Below are 14881 nucleotides of genomic sequence, written 5' to 3'. Positions count from 1 at the left end.
GAAAAATAAATAATTTCTTTATTAAACTACACTAAATTGAGGTTTGATAGAATAAAAATCTGCCATTGGTTACTTGTAAGATATAGATGAGGATGCCCGCCATCACAGGAATCTGCAAAAGATAACTCGTAGTCTTGATTTCGTTTCCCTCTCTAAATAGAGTAGCCGTCAGTAAAGCCCGTGTCTCAATGTTTTCGAGGTCGATTTGTCGCATTTTCATCAAGCTATTGCTCGGCTCATCGAGCAAATAAACGACGCGAAGGATGATGACGTTCGTTTTGTACAAATACTGCAAGAAGCTCCCCCTTTCGCGCCAATTGATTGGCTTGAAGCACAACCCATTTTCCCTAAATTTTATTGGCAGTCGCGTGATACGCGTGAAGAGGTAGTGGCATTAGGTCAACTGTATACTTTTTCTGAAGCCGAGCCTGCCTACGCTATTCTTGGCGAGGATCAGCGAGTTTGGGGAGGGCGCTCGTTTGATGGGCATACGGACAAAAATCGCCGTTGTTTGCCATCGTTTTTCTTTTTACCGCAAATTGAGTTGATTCGTTGTGATGGCCAGTGGTCATTGGCGGCGAATGTGACTTCTGAACGCCAGCGATCCTTGGATGCTCTGTGTAAACTGCAGCTTGAGATTAACCCGTTACGTGCCATGACGTCACATATAAAACAGGTTATCCATCAACCTAATGAGGTACAGTGGCAGCAATTGGTTAATCAAGCCCTTGATAGAATTGAGCATCAAGTGTTTAAGAAAGTTGTGCTCGCGCGGCAAACGACACTCAGTTTAGATAAGCCGTTAAGCGCGGCGCAGTTGCTTAAGGCAAGTGCTGAGCACAATCATCACAGTTTTCATTTTTTATTCGCACTTGATCAAAAACACAGCTTTATGGGCTCGACACCTGAACGTTTATACCTTCGCCAAGGGCAGACTTTGTATACCGAAGCGTTAGCTGGAACTATCGGTCGGGGAGAAAATGCGAGCCAAGACATGGAGTTATCTCATTGGCTTACTCAAGACAGTAAAAATCTTAATGAAAATCAATATGTAGTTGATGACATTATTGAGCGGTTAACGCCTCATTCTGATAGTTCCGATGTGGAACAGGAAGTCCGTTTGATTCGTTTGCGCAAAGTGCAGCATTTAAAGCGGGGTATCCATGTGCGACTGAAAAAGGGCGTGAATGGTGTACAACTGCTAAGCGCTTTACAACCAACTGCTGCTGTAGCAGGCCTGCCGCGTAAAGCAGCGATGGATTTTATTCAAGCCAATGAGCCTTTTGCACGTGGTTGGTATGCCGGCTCAGTCGGTTATTTTAGCCATCAACAAGCGGAGTTTTGTGTGGCGATTCGCAGTGCTTTGCTGGTGGACAATCAGGTCCAACTGTTTGCCGGAGCGGGCATTGTTCCGGGTTCAGTGGCTGAGCACGAATGGCAAGAGTTAGACAAAAAAATGGCAACCTTACTGAGTTTGATCAGCGACCATTTTCCTCTAGGAGTGGCGTCATGAAGCATGACCAAGCCGTGCTGAACCGAATTTGGAGCCAAACGCTACTTGAGGAGCTTACTCGACTTGGGGTGCAAGAGATCTGTATTGCTCCGGGTTCACGCTCGACACCTTTGACCTTAGAGGCGGCCGCTAATCACAAGCTCGCAATCCATACTCACTTTGATGAGCGTGGGCTGGGCTTTCTTGCTTTAGGTCTTGCTAAGGCGAGCCAAAAGCCAGTTGCGGTGATTGTCACTTCTGGCACGGCGGCGGCTAATTTACTGCCAGCGATTGCTGAGTCACACCTCACGGGTGAAAAACTCGTTGTACTCACGGCTGACCGGCCCGTTGAGCTTGTAGGATGCGGTGCGAATCAAGCAATCAATCAAGTAGGTATTTACTCATCACATGTCACGCAGGCGGTGAATCTACCCAGTCCATCGACGACTATTCCATTGACTTGGTTGTTAACCACAGTGGATGAGGCCATGGCCAACCAAGATTATATGGGTGGTGCAATACAGATTAACTGTCCCTTTCCCGAACCACTTTATGCCGAACATGATGTAGATCTCTACGCGGATTATTTAGTTGTGATTGAAGCGTGGCGTCAGCGTGAGCAAGCATTCAGCTCTCGCCAGTACCAAACCCAAACAAAAACGCTAGATGATGGTGCATGGCTGAGTAAAAAAGGGCTGGTGATTCTTGGTTCGTTGACATTAGCTGAAGCGAAGAAGGCCAAGCATTTTGCCAACAAACTCGGTTGGCCAGTCTTGTGCGATCCTCAGTCAGGCGTGAGCAGCGAATGGGCGCATTTTGATTTGTGGTTACAAAATGCGCGAGCACGTGAGCTGCTTAGTGAAAGTGAGGTGGTGATCCAATTCGGTTCACGGCTGGTCTCAAAACGGCTTACCCAATGGCTAGCTAGCCATGCTCATACGGGTAATGTGCAGTATATTTACGTTTCACCCCAAATGGCGCGTAATAATCAAAACCATCTGATGCAACAGCAGTTTGTCACTGATATTGCGTGCTGGATTGATCGCCATATTGGCAAATTGACGGCTTTAGGTGCGGCGCAAGCGGGTTGGGCGGATCGAATAAAAACTGTGGCGCAAGAGATTGCCCAACTGGCTAAATTGCATTTGAACGGTGACTCTTCCATTACAGAGATTGGTTTAGCGCTCGATATGGCCGAGCGTAGCGAAGGGGCCGATCTCTTTATCGGCAACAGTTTGTTCGTCCGTTTAGCCGATATGTTTGCTCAAATTGAGGGACGTTCGGTTTACTCCAATCGAGGCGCTTCGGGCATTGATGGCTTAGTGGCAACCGCCGCAGGAGTACAGCGAGCCAATCATAATCCAATGTTGGTATTTATTGGTGACACGTCATTGCTGTATGATCTGAATTCTCTAGCTCTGCTTAGCCAAGTCAGCACGCCTCTGGTGCTGGTGGTGGTGAATAATGATGGTGGCGCTATTTTTGATCTATTACCTGTTCCCAAAGCGCACAAAACCGCCTTGTACCAAATGCCCCATGGCTACCAATTTGAACACGCCGCACGGCAGTTTCGTTTAGGTTATGCTTGTCCGCAAACCTTATCTGCTTATCAAAGCTTGGTCCGTGAACATTTACAGCAGGGTACTGGCACCTTATTGGTTGAAGTGACCACGCCGTCTGGGCAAGCCGGTGAGCAAATCACACAATTTACCCAGCAAGTCTATGCTTTGTAGTCGTTTTTATTGCAGCACCAACACAGGTTCGACGTCGGTCGAGCCAGTGTTGGTTTTTCTACATGGTTTACTAGGCAGTGGGCGAGATTGGTCGAAAACGGCGCTTTTCCTTGCGCCATACTCGCAATTATGGATTGATCTTCCCGGTCATGGCGGTAGTCAGTCTCTCTTATGTGATGACTTTGATGAGTGCTGCGCTCACATTTCTGCAACCGTGCTTAAGCAGCTTGGCGAAAAAACACCTATCGTATTGGTGGGCTATTCACTTGGTGGAAGGCTGGCAATGTATGGCGTGGCGATGCAGCGTTTTTCGGCGTTGAATATTCAAGGTTTGATCGTTGAGGGTGGCAACTTCGGCTTGCAGAGTTCTTTTGAACGTGAGCAACGATTGAAAAATGATCACCATTGGGCACATCGTTTCCAAACTGAGCAGATTGAGCGAGTTTTGGTCGATTGGTATCATCAACCCGTTTTTTCTTCATTAAATCATGAGCAAAGACAAACTTTAGTCACTCAACGCAGTGCTAATCTTGGGGCTGCAGTGGCTCACATGCTACTTTCGACTTCATTGGCAAAGCAGCCTTATCTGCTCGCACAACTTGAGCAAGTCGCATTGCCAATGGTCTATGTTTGTGGGGAGAAGGACAGTAAGTTTGTTCATCTGGCACAACAAAGCGGTTTCGAATATCGCCAAGTGCAGGCTGCAGGGCATAATGTCCATTATGAGCAGCCCGAAGTATTTGCTCATCTTATTCAAGAATTTATCAGCCAATGCTAACGCGTTGGTTCAAAAACAATAATTAATAGAACAATGGAAAGCACCATGGCTAAAACAGTCGGTATTACTGAACAAGAATTGTACGCACCAGTCATCTGGAGTGACTGCAGTGCCGAATATGAAGATATTCACTATCACAAATCGCAAGATGGCATTGCCAAAATTACGATTGCCCGCCCTCAGGTGCGTAATGCCTTTCGCCCACAAACGGTTAAAGAGATGATCAGTGCGCTGGCCGATGCGCGTTATGATGAGCAAGTTGGCGTGATCATTCTAACTGGTCTTGGTGAAGCGGCATTTTGCTCTGGTGGCGATCAAAAAATTCGTGGCGACTACGGCGGCTATCGTGATGAGTCCGGTACGCATCATCTCAATGTGCTCGATTTCCAACGCCAAATTCGTACCTGTCCGAAACCTGTAATTGCGGCGGTTGCTGGTTGGGCTGTCGGTGGTGGCCATGTGCTGCATATGATGTGTGATTTAACCATAGCGGCAGAAAATGCCCAGTTTGGTCAAACAGGGCCCAAAGTGGGTTCATTCGATGGTGGATGGGGTGCGTCTTACATGGCCCGTATCGTTGGGCAGAAAAAAGCGCGTGAAATTTGGTTCCTTTGCCGTTTTTATGATGCTCAAGAAGCGTTGGACATGGGGCTGGTCAACACGGTTGTGCCAGTAGCTGATTTAGAAAAAGAGACGGTTCGCTGGTGTCGTGAAGTATTGCAGCATAGCCCTATGGCGCTGCGCTGTTTGAAAGCAGCGCTCAACGCAGATTGTGACGGCCAAGCAGGTTTGCAAGAACTGGCGGGTAACGCAACCATGATGTTCTATATGACAGAAGAGGGGCAAGAAGGGCGCAATGCCTTCAATGAAAAACGCCGCCCTGATTTCAATAAATTCCCTCGTAATCCTTAAGCGTAAAATCGGCTCAAATCATCCAATTTTCCGTGATGATTTGGGCTAGTGGTCTCAATGAACAAAGTCGAATATCGAACAAAAGGTTGAAATTATGCGCAGCGCAACACTGTATCGCTACTGTTTACCGATGGATAGCGGCGTTATTCTCCGCAATCAGAAGCTGGTAGAACGTGAAGGTCTGATCATTGAATTACAAGATGATCACGGTTTGGCGTTGGGTGAAGTTGCCCCATTACCCGGTTTCAGTTTAGAGTCACTTGAGCAAGCACAGCAGCAGTTAATCGCGCAGCTTCAGCTTTGGGTTAGTGGTGAGCTTATTACCTATGATGATCTTTTTCCTTCTGTTGCCTTTGGTTTGTCGATGGCGGAGTTAGAGCTGAATGGTGGGTTGCCTCAAGCCGGACACTATCACGCAGCACCTTTGTGCTCGGGAGACCCTGATGAACTGATCCCGCTTCTGAACGCGCTACCGGGCGATCATAGAGTTGCGAAGATTAAAGTTGGGCTGTACGAAGCGATTCGCGATGGGATGATCGTAAATCTGTTTTTAGAATCTATGCCTGATTTGCAATTGCGTCTTGATGCTAACCAAGCTTGGACACCCGCTAAAGCTGAAAAATTTGCCCAATATGTCTCTCCTTCGCTGCGTCAACGCATTGCGTTTTTGGAAGAGCCGTGTCCATCTCCCAGTGACAGCTTGGCTTTTGCTATCAATACGGGCATTGCGATTGCGTGGGATGAAACCTTACAGCAAGCCGTTCGCCGTGCAGATTTTCAGCTAGAAGATCTGACGGGAGCGAAAGCCATTGTGATTAAACCGACCTTGATTGGGTCGGTACAGCGCTGTATCACTTTGATTGAAAAAGCTAAAACATTAGGCATTCAAGCCGTTATTAGCTCTAGCATCGAATCGAGTTTAGGACTTTGCCAATTAGCTCGTTTTGCGCAGTGGCAACTGCCTAATGAAATTCCGGGGCTAGATACGATTAGTTTGTTTAAAGCACAACTCGAAAGCGCATGGCCCAACAGCGCATTGCCGATACAAACGCTCGCTCAGCAAACGGTGGTTTGGCAATCTCAATGCGAGTAGGCGTTTCCTTTTGCCAAAAGCCGTGGCAACAACATGCTTTGTATACGCCGCACGCGATCGCATTGCGTACGGCGAATCAAACCTACACTTGGCAGCAGTTAACGAACCGTATTGACGCTTATGCTTTTGCAATGCAGCAACAAGGTTTGCAGAACCAAGATGTGCTTACGTTAGTGGGTAAGAATAGCCTTGAGTTAGTGTTAATCTACCTTGCGTCGTTAAAACTTGGCGTGATCTGCGCCATCACCATGCCACAACCTGTGATGCTGCTGAAACAGAAACTCAGTACCTTATACGGAGAGAATCAACCACATTGGTTATGGTTAGGTGAAGGAGCTAGGCTTGAGGAGAGTGAGCTAGCTTCATTGCTCGCTGAGGCTAACATCCGGCTTTTTACTCATGAACATATTACTAACGAACATGTTTCGCCGCCTACGAACGCTATGGTAAACAAGGCTGAGACACAGTTTGCCTCAATCATCTTTACTTCTGGCTCTACTGGGGTTCCTAAAGCCGTTATTCATACTTTTCAGCAGCATTGGTCGTCAGCCAGTGGTTTACTTGAGGTATTTTCATTTCGTTGCCATGATACGTGGCTGCTGAGTTTACCGATGTATCATGTGTCTGGGTTAGCCATTATTTATCGCTGGCTAGTAGCTGGTGCTTGCTTAAAAGTCGGCAGCGGCGATCTCACCCAAGATATAATTCATGTCACGCATGCTTCATTGGTTGCTACTCAACTGAAGCGTTTATTAGACAGTAAAACACCACTCGCATTAACGCACGTGCTGCTTGGCGGAGGCCATATCCCAAACTATCTCGCCCAGCAGGCGGCAAAGCATGGCATTGAAACTTGGGTGGGTTATGGCATGACGGAAGCGGCTTCCACTGTCACAGCAAAACGTGTTAACGCAAGCCAGAGTGTTGGTCACGTGCTACCTAAACGGCAAGTGAAGCTACAAGGTCAGCGCATTTTCATTGGCGGTGAAACCATATCCAGTGGCTATTACCAACAAGGCTTAATCACGCCTCTTATCGATGAACAAGGATGGTTCGACAGCCAAGATCTTGGCCATTGGCAGAATGATGAGCTATGTATTATTGGCCGCGTTGATAACCAATTTATCTCTGGAGGCGAAAACATTCATTGTGAAGAGATTGAAGCGGTATTATCTCACCACCCCGATATTATTTTAGCGATGGTGATCCCTGTGCATAATGATGAGTTTGGCGCGCGCAGCGTTGCTTTGTTGCAATGCCAAACTATGCCTAAAAAAGAGGCGTTAGAGCAGTGGCTCAATGGCAAGCTTGAAAGATTTAAATATCCCATCGATTATTTTTTAATGCCAAATCATTTCAATGATACGGGCATTAAAATATCACGCAAAGCCGTAAAAACATGGCTTGCTAACCATCAGCATCGTTACTTTCCTCTCACTTAGCTCGGTGAATAAGATACTCTACCTGAAATATTATCTTCGGATGCTGGTTGACTCTATTGATAGGTGAACTATTACTTATCTATACCACCGACTGAATATTATTAGATAAGTTTTGGAGCGATTGATGAAAAAATACTTAGTATGTTTACCCGCAATAGCCCTCTCTTTCGGTGCTTCTGCCACGACGAATGTGACCATATATGGTGATGATTCGTATCCACCTTATTCCTACAGTGAAAGTGGACGTATTACTGGTATTTATACTGTAATTTTGGAACGCATATTTTCTAAAATGCCAGCCTATAATGTCACGATCAAAGAAATCCCTTGGAAGCGTGGCCTATCAGAAATCGAAAACAGCAAAATATTTGCATTATACCCACCTTATAAACGAATTGAGCAGCGTCCCTATATGGAGTACGAGATGCCTATCCTTGACGAAAAGCTAGTGGTTGTCTGTACAAAGTCAGTGTTAAGTACTCCAAGACCGAATTGGCCAGAAGATTATATGGGCCTTACTATCGGTAATAATTTAGGTTTCGCTGCAGGGGGAGATGAATTCCGTGCGGCTGTTGCGGCTGGTAAGATCGCACTCTCGGAGACCAAGGGGACGCCAAATAATCTCCTTAAGCTGATTGCAGGGCGCGTAGATTGCTACATGAATGACGCTTTATCTATTCGCTGGGAGCTCAGTAAGCTGCAAAAAGAAGGTAAGTATGATGGGCAGAGTGTTATGGAAGGCGCAACCATTAGCTCTGAACAAGGATTTCTGGGTTTTGTGACGGATGGTGGTCAGTTCCCTTATAAAGATGATTTTAAAGCCACATACCACAAAATTTTATCTGAAATGAAAGAGAGTGGTGAGCTAGAACAAGTGGTTAGTAGCTTTTTGCAGTAATCCGTAATCGTTATAATCAACAGTATTATTTTAACTTAAAGGTAACAATGACAGGATACTAAAAATAACTGTCATTATTACCATTTGATGGTCTGGTGCTGCCAATCCACAAAACAGACGGGCTTATCTAACATTTCCTTTTGCTGAAGTTGATAAAGTTGCTTAGCCACAAACTCCGGTTCAAAGAGCTTATCGCTAGACACATTATGCTGAAATGGTTTAGAAAGCGGGGTGTCGGTGGTTCCCGGATGAAACAGAATGGTTTGTGTGTTGGGATGAGTGCGAGAGAGCTCTATCGCAAAACTTTTCGTCGCCATATTTAGCGCCGCTTTACTCATCCGATAGCTGTACCAGCCGCCACTGTGGTTATCCTCTAAGCTACCTATCCGCGCGCTAAAAACCGTAATTTTTGCAAAAGATCGACGCTCAATAAGTAATGGTAAATATTGGAACCAACGCACTTGGCTCAAAACGTTACATTGTAAAAGCCATTGAAAGTAAGACTCGTCAAACCTTGAGATACGCTTTTCCGGTGTATAGGTGCCGTTGTGTAGTTGCCCATTAAAAAACACAATTTGATCAAACTTATGCCCAATGTCGGCCAATGTTTTGGCAATCAAGGCCGTTGATTCGATACTGTAGTCGGTTGGAAAATGTTCGCTTGAGGATTGGGCGAGATATTTTTGTCTTGAGACGGTAACGATTTCTGGCGCTAAAGTCTGCGCTTTGAGCTCCTTTATGAAAGCTTGGGCGATGATACTTGAGGCCCCAATAATGAGGTATTTCATTGTTATCACTCTCTGTTTTTACAAACACCATTACGGCATTGAGCATGACTAAACCAGCGAGATATCGACATGCGATGTTTTGCAAAAAGAAGATAAATTTGGTCGCTAATCCATTTTAGGATGGGTAAGCGCGTGATGAATAACCAGCGATGTTTGTTGACTAAACGCCAAGCTAGAACGGTCACATCCAGCCCATAAAGCAGATTGCCTTGTTGGTCTAAGCCATGCAATATCGATAACGCCTTGCTTTTGTCGATAGAAGGAAAGCTACGCATAGCATCATCGTTGTTTATGTCGACAAGCTGAACCCGACCATGGTGATCGAAGGTTTTTAATGAGCGCATTTCATTGCAGCATAAAGGACACTGCGCATCGAAAAAAATCACTAAAGATGGGGTACTCATATGTATGTCATCAGCCTAACAGCCCGTGAATAACATATTTGTACGTTCACTCTTCAGTATAAGATCAAGCTAGTGTTTGGATTGCACTTAATCCCAATTTAACGCCAATCCCCCCTGAGTTCGGCGACTTTTTGTTGCATCACTTGTGTTGTTGCCTCTTTGGGGGGGACGGGCTCGCCAGCTTCAATTTCTATATGTGACCAAAAACGAGTCGGTAGCCCACAGCAGGCGCGCCCTTTGGCACGGCTAAAATAGCTTCCCCACAATCCCTTCAATGCCATGGGGATGACAGGCACAGAGCTGCGTTTTAAAATCATGTCCATGCCACGCATGAAATCGCTGATTTCGCCATCCGCGGTTAACCGTCCCTCTGGGAAAATGCAGACGATATGCCCCTCTGCCAATGCTTGTTCTACGTCGTTAAAGGCTTGGCGGATAGAACCGCGACGCGTGGCGGAAATAGGTATCACGCCTGCACGTTTCAAAAAGCGACGAAGTGGTGGCAAATTGGCGTAATCCTCTTCCATCACAAAACGGATTAAGCGAGGGCAAACCGCGCTCAGCAACAGTGCATCCATATAGCTAACATGATTGCACACCAGCAGAGCTCCGCCCTTTTCAGGTAAGTGATGAAGATTTTTGTGGCTGACTCGATACATGGTATGCGTCAGCATCCACATTAGAAATCGCACCAAAAAGACCGGGACTTGGTAGCATAAATAGAGTGCAACAAAGCCATTAAGCAAAGCTAATATAATGAAGAACTGAGGGATCGTAAGCTCAATAAAACTCAAACAGACAATCCCTAATAGTGCGCTTGCCACCATAAACAGTGAGTTGTAGATATTTAAAGCGGCAATGACTTGTGCGCGTTGAGTGACTTTAGCACGCTGCTGCATTAGCGCATATAAAGGCACAATGAAGATGCCACCGCAGACGCCAATCAATAATAGGAAAAGAAACATCGGCCATAGTGATTGGTAGCTGATAAATTGATAAAAATCAGTAAATTGAGGTAATTTTTCCGGTACGGAAGTGGCCATTAAATAGCCAAATAATGTAATGCCAAAACTACCGATAGGCACGATGCCGATCTCTATTCTATGATGCGATAATTTGTCGCAGGCCAATGAACCCGTGGCAATACCGACAGAGAACAGTGCTAACAAAAATGAAACGGCGCTCTCTGTGCCATATAAATAGTGATGGGTGAAATTTGGAAATTGAGTTAAGTAGGCGGCACCTAAAAACCAGAACCAACTGATCGCCATTACGCATTGAAAAATAGTACGGTCTTGTTTGGCAATCGCAATGGTTTGCTTGGTTTGCTTAATGGGCTGCCAGCGAAAAACAAGATCGGGTGCGCAAGCAGGGGCTTGAGGAATATGACGGCTGGCTAAATAGCCTAATAACGCAAATAGCACCACCGCGCCAGCGGCCACGTATTTAGTGTAGGGCATCGAGGCAATGAGCCCTGCCCCCAATGTGCCTAATAAAATCGCTAAAAATGTGCCTGTTTCCACTAACGCATTGCCCGGAACCAATTCATTCGGTTTGAGTTGCTGCGGCAATAAAGCGTATTTGACTGGACCAAAAAAGGCCGATTGTGTCCCCATCAAAAACAGTAATAACAGTAAAATAGCGTAACTCTCAGTAATAAAACCGATCGCGCCAAGACACATGATGCCAATTTCAGCCAATTTCACTTTACGAATGAAAGCGGATTTTTCGTACTTGTCAGCAAGCACGCCAGCAGAGGCAGAAAAAAGGAAAAAAGGAAGAATGAATAGCCCTGCGGCAAGGTTAATAAATAAGTTACTGGAAACTGGTAACACGTTCGCTCCAGCAAACGCGACCAATAGCAGCAAGACATTTTTAAAGATGTTATCGTTAAATGCGCCAAAAAACTGGGTGATGAAATACGGAAGAAATCGTTGCTGAGTCAGCAATGAAGATTGAGATTGACTCATTGATGGTCCTTATCGCGCCCAGTGATTAAGATAGTTTGAGAGTAGGTTTTCAATCAGCTCTTTACCATCGATCGGTTCGGCGGCGAAAAATTTATCATCTACGCTTAATAAGGTAATACCATGTACGCCAGACCATAGGACTCGGCTTGCTTGCAGCACTTCTTGTTGCGAGTGTTGTGGAGCAAGGATGGTCAATAAACCTTCAAGCATGGCGGTCATGTTGTCGATGCGCTCTGCTTGCCACTGGGGAAGTAGTTCACCATTCATATTATGCTCAAAAATAAGTTGCCAGCGATTGGGGTGCAACTGAGCAAAATCGTGGTAGCAATAGGCCAATTGATACAACGCTTCTTTTGGATCGCTACACTTGCCTACCACTTTTTTCGCTTGCGAAGAGAGTTCATCCAAGGTTTGAGCTACCACATGCAGCAATAAAAGATTGTAACTGCCGAAGACATTGACCAAAGTGCTAGGCACGTAGCCAATCATGGTTGCGATTTTGCGCAGGCTGAGCTCGTGATAAGTGTGATCTTGAAGAAAACGCTTCGCGGTTTTAAGTGTCAATGCAATGAGTTCTTCTCGGGTGTGATCGTTTCGTCTGGCCATGGCTACGCATCAATTATGAACAACGTTCAATATTCTAGTGGGCCGGTGTATAAGCGTCAACTTATGGACGGTTAATTTGCAATATTCTGATACATGTCTGCGAGAAGCAACGGTTTTCTTGTTTATCCGAAGTGGTTATGATGGTGGAGCCTCAATAATTATAACCCTAAGGAAAAACATGAAACGTCTTTTTTCCCTTGTAGCACTGTTGATGGTGGCTGTTGCCATCACACCTATAGCAGAAGCAAAGAAATTTGGTGGTGGTAAGTCGTTTGGTAAAAGTTATAAAACGGCTCCAGCGCCTAAACAGCAGACACAAAAGAACGACACCATCAAGCAAGATCAGGCAGGTCAAGCCGGGTCAACGAAAAAAGGCTTAATGGGCGGGTTGCTAGGCGGGTTACTCGCTGGTGGCTTACTCGCGGCTTTCTTTGGTGGCGCGTTTGAGGGTATCCAATTTATGGATATTCTGATCTTCGGCCTGATTGCTTTTGTGCTATTTAAGCTGATGCGCAGTATGCTTGGTGCGAAACAGGGTAGCATGAATCGACAGCAACCTGCGTTTGGTGGTGTGAATAACCGGACAGAATTCGAGCAACCGAACGTGCACAATTTTGAGCAACAACCTCAAGCTACTGGTGGTTTTGGATCGAATGCACACAGCGATATCCCACATAACTATCCAGCCGGTTTTGACAAGGCAGCTTTCATTAATGGTGCGCGTGAGCACTACCGTATTTTGCAAGGTGCTTGGAACCATAACCAACTTGAAACTGTTGAAGAATATGTATCAGCAAGCTTGTTTGAAGATCTAAAACAAGAGCGCGCAAAGCTAAACGGTGAACAGCACACAGATGTGATGTACGTAGACGCTGAAGTCGTTCGCGCCGATTACGATGCAAGTAAAGCGCAGTTGAGTTTGCAGTTTACTGGCCGCTACCGCGATTCCGTGGAAGGCATTGAAGAAGATATTAATGATGTGTGGCATTTAGAGCGTGATTTAACTGTACCTAATGCACCTTGGTTGATTGTCGGCATTCAAGGCTAAGACTTTTCACGATGGATCCAAAACGCCCAAGTTTGTCTTGGGCGTTTTGCTAGGTCACTAAGCTAATTTAGCCGTTGTTTCAAAGGCTTCTAATTTTGAAAGATAAGGTGTTAAATCACCAATATTGTTTTTCACCCAATCGGCACAGTAATAGGTATCTAAATAACGTTCGCCGCTGTCGCATAACAGCGTCACGATGGAGCCTGTTTCACCTCGTTGTTTCATCTCACTGGCAATTTGCAAAACCCCATAAAGATTGGTGCCGGTAGAAGGGCCTGCTTTGCGGCCGAGTAGTTTTTCCAACCAATAGATCGTAGCGACACTGGCGGCATCCGCAATGGTACGCATTTCATCGACTACGCCGGGAATAAAACTCGGTTCAACTCGTGGACGACCAATTCCTTCAATTTTGCTACCACACTGCAAGGTTAAGCTTGGGTCTCGGCTTTTGAAATAATCATGAAATACCGAGTTTTCAGGGTCGACAACGCACAGTTTGGTATTGTGTTTTTGGTAGCGAATAAAGCGGCCTATGGTTGCTGAGGTTCCGCCCGTACCTGGGCTCATCACAATCCATGTCGGAACGGGGTGATCTTCCATTTGCATCTGGCTAAAAATACTATCAGCAATATTGCTATTGCCGCGCCAGTCGGTCGCACGTTCGGCATAGGTGAACTGGTCCATATAATGGCCATTCAGCTCTTTGGCTAAGCGGTGTGATTCGGCATAAATTTGATCAGAGCGATCGACTAAATGCGCTTGGCCCCCATAAAGCTCAATCTGCTCGATTTTTTTACGTGCAGTACATTTAGGCATTACAGCAATAAAAGGCAAGCCTAGTAAACGGGCAAAATAAGCTTCTGATACCGCAGTACTTCCTGATGAAGATTCAATAATAGTCGTTTCAGGGCCAACCCAGCCGTTACAAATGGCATATAGAAAAAGGGAGCGAGCTAGGCGGTGTTTCAGCGAACCCGTAGGGTGAGTACTTTCATCTTTGAGATAAATATCCACTCCAGCGACACAAGGCAAGTCGAGCTTGATCAGATGAGTATCGGCCGAACGTTGGTAGTCCGCTTCTATTTTTCGAATCGCGTTGTTAATCCATTGATGATCGGTGCACATGGTTCTCTCTCCATTGTTATCATGAGGGTAATTTACCCTTAACGTGAGAGAAAAGCTTTGCTATGTTGCCTGTCATTATGTAGTTTTGGAGAAAATTATTCTCTTATTCTTGGGTGAGCTATGGAACTTGATAGAATTGATCGTATGATCCTCTCATTACTGCAACAAGACAGCACTTTGTCGCTAAATGATTTGGCTGAAGCGGTGAACTTAACCACCACGCCTTGCTGGAAGCGATTGAAAAAGCTCGAAGAATCTGGCGTGATTGCGCAGCGAGTTGCCCTGCTTGACCCAGAAAAATTAGATTTGAGTTTTACCGCGTTTGTGTTAATTAAGACCAGCGATCACTCTCACGAATGGTACAGCCATTTTGTTGTGACTGTGTCAGAGTACCCTGAAGTGATGGAGTTCTATCGCATGGCGGGTGAGTACGATTACATGATGAAAGTGCTCGTCAAAGACATGAAGTGTTTTGACCAGTTTTATAAAAAACTGGTCAATGGCGTGAAAGGGATTAATAACGTGACTTCAACCTTTGCAATGGAGTCATTGAAGTACACTACCCAATTGCCTCTGGCATAGCCTTTTGTCC

The 14881-nt window shown here is 45.7% G+C and carries 14 protein-coding genes; 9 read left to right on the top strand and 5 right to left on the bottom strand.

Annotated elements, in window-relative coordinates; all coding sequences use genetic code 11:
- Nucleotides 1-205 precede the first annotated feature (205 nt).
- The 7 genes from CCZ37_RS08620 to CCZ37_RS08590 all read left to right on the top strand — a co-directional run bounded on the left by CCZ37_RS08620 (nucleotide 206) and on the right by CCZ37_RS08590 (nucleotide 8348).
- A complete protein-coding gene (locus CCZ37_RS08620; protein WP_094500310.1) occupies nucleotides 206-1513 on the top strand; it encodes an isochorismate synthase in 1308 nt (435 codons plus the stop codon).
- Nucleotides 1510-3225 carry a 2-succinyl-5-enolpyruvyl-6-hydroxy-3-cyclohexene-1-carboxylic-acid synthase gene (gene menD, locus CCZ37_RS08615; protein ID WP_094500309.1) on the top strand — a complete coding sequence of 572 codons (1716 nt, stop codon included), beginning with the start codon at nucleotides 1510-1512 and terminating at the stop codon, nucleotides 3223-3225. The genes CCZ37_RS08620 and menD overlap by 4 nt, the downstream gene beginning before the upstream one ends.
- Complete coding sequence (gene menH, locus CCZ37_RS08610; RefSeq protein WP_094125693.1) at nucleotides 3215-4003, top strand: 2-succinyl-6-hydroxy-2,4-cyclohexadiene-1-carboxylate synthase; 789 nt, start codon at nucleotides 3215-3217, stop codon at nucleotides 4001-4003. The genes menD and menH overlap by 11 nt, the downstream gene beginning before the upstream one ends.
- A 45-nt stretch (nucleotides 4004-4048) precedes the next feature.
- The gene (gene menB, locus CCZ37_RS08605; protein ID WP_026027256.1) at nucleotides 4049-4915 is read left to right on the top strand and encodes a 1,4-dihydroxy-2-naphthoyl-CoA synthase; all 867 of its coding nucleotides are present in this window, start codon (nucleotides 4049-4051) and stop codon (nucleotides 4913-4915) included.
- 94 nt (nucleotides 4916-5009) lie between these two features.
- A complete protein-coding gene (gene menC, locus CCZ37_RS08600) occupies nucleotides 5010-6008 on the top strand; it encodes an o-succinylbenzoate synthase (RefSeq protein ID WP_094500308.1) in 999 nt (332 codons plus the stop codon).
- Complete coding sequence (gene menE / locus CCZ37_RS08595; RefSeq protein ID WP_094500307.1) at nucleotides 5999-7450, top strand: o-succinylbenzoate--CoA ligase; 1452 nt, start codon at nucleotides 5999-6001, stop codon at nucleotides 7448-7450. Before menC ends, menE begins: the two co-directional genes overlap by 10 nt.
- A 124-nt stretch (nucleotides 7451-7574) precedes the next feature.
- The gene (locus CCZ37_RS08590) at nucleotides 7575-8348 is read left to right on the top strand and encodes a substrate-binding periplasmic protein (protein WP_094500306.1); all 774 of its coding nucleotides are present in this window, start codon (nucleotides 7575-7577) and stop codon (nucleotides 8346-8348) included.
- Between the two features lie 77 nt (nucleotides 8349-8425).
- Here CCZ37_RS08590 and CCZ37_RS08585 read toward each other — a convergent pair whose 3' ends face one another.
- The 4 genes from CCZ37_RS08585 to CCZ37_RS08570 form a co-directional block, all read right to left on the bottom strand.
- A complete protein-coding gene (locus tag CCZ37_RS08585; protein ID WP_094500305.1) occupies nucleotides 8426-9136 on the bottom strand; it encodes an SDR family NAD(P)-dependent oxidoreductase in 711 nt (236 codons plus the stop codon).
- 5 nt (nucleotides 9137-9141) lie between these two features.
- Nucleotides 9142-9540: a thiol-disulfide oxidoreductase DCC family protein gene (locus CCZ37_RS08580; RefSeq protein WP_094500304.1), complete on the bottom strand. Its 399-nt coding sequence runs from the start codon at nucleotides 9538-9540 to the stop codon at nucleotides 9142-9144.
- Between the two features lie 98 nt (nucleotides 9541-9638).
- Nucleotides 9639-11510: an MFS transporter gene (locus CCZ37_RS08575; protein ID WP_094500303.1), complete on the bottom strand. Its 1872-nt coding sequence runs from the start codon at nucleotides 11508-11510 to the stop codon at nucleotides 9639-9641.
- A gap of 9 nt (nucleotides 11511-11519) precedes the next feature.
- Nucleotides 11520-12116, bottom strand: coding sequence for a TetR/AcrR family transcriptional regulator (locus tag CCZ37_RS08570; RefSeq protein WP_010319997.1), 597 nt, complete (start codon nucleotides 12114-12116; stop codon nucleotides 11520-11522).
- Between the two features lie 178 nt (nucleotides 12117-12294).
- Here CCZ37_RS08570 and CCZ37_RS08565 point away from each other — a divergent pair, with 178 nt between their 5' ends.
- Nucleotides 12295-13164: a Tim44 domain-containing protein gene (locus CCZ37_RS08565; protein WP_094500302.1), complete on the top strand. Its 870-nt coding sequence runs from the start codon at nucleotides 12295-12297 to the stop codon at nucleotides 13162-13164.
- Between the two features lie 57 nt (nucleotides 13165-13221).
- Here CCZ37_RS08565 and CCZ37_RS08560 read toward each other — a convergent pair whose 3' ends face one another.
- Entirely contained in the window at nucleotides 13222-14289 is a 1068-nt protein-coding gene (locus CCZ37_RS08560) for a PLP-dependent cysteine synthase family protein (RefSeq protein WP_094500301.1), read from the bottom strand.
- A gap of 120 nt (nucleotides 14290-14409) precedes the next feature.
- On the opposite strand from CCZ37_RS08560, the gene CCZ37_RS08555 reads away from it, so the two are divergent.
- Nucleotides 14410-14871 carry an Lrp/AsnC family transcriptional regulator gene (locus CCZ37_RS08555; protein WP_010319994.1) on the top strand — a complete coding sequence of 154 codons (462 nt, stop codon included), beginning with the start codon at nucleotides 14410-14412 and terminating at the stop codon, nucleotides 14869-14871.
- Nucleotides 14872-14881 lie beyond the last annotated feature (10 nt).

The organism is Vibrio qinghaiensis (genome assembly GCF_002257545.1).
In the GTDB taxonomy this organism is placed as follows: Bacteria; Pseudomonadota; Gammaproteobacteria; order Enterobacterales; family Vibrionaceae; genus Vibrio; species Vibrio ordalii.
The sequence above is the reverse complement of the archived record's forward strand: the minus strand, read 5'-3'. Positions and strand labels throughout refer to the sequence as shown.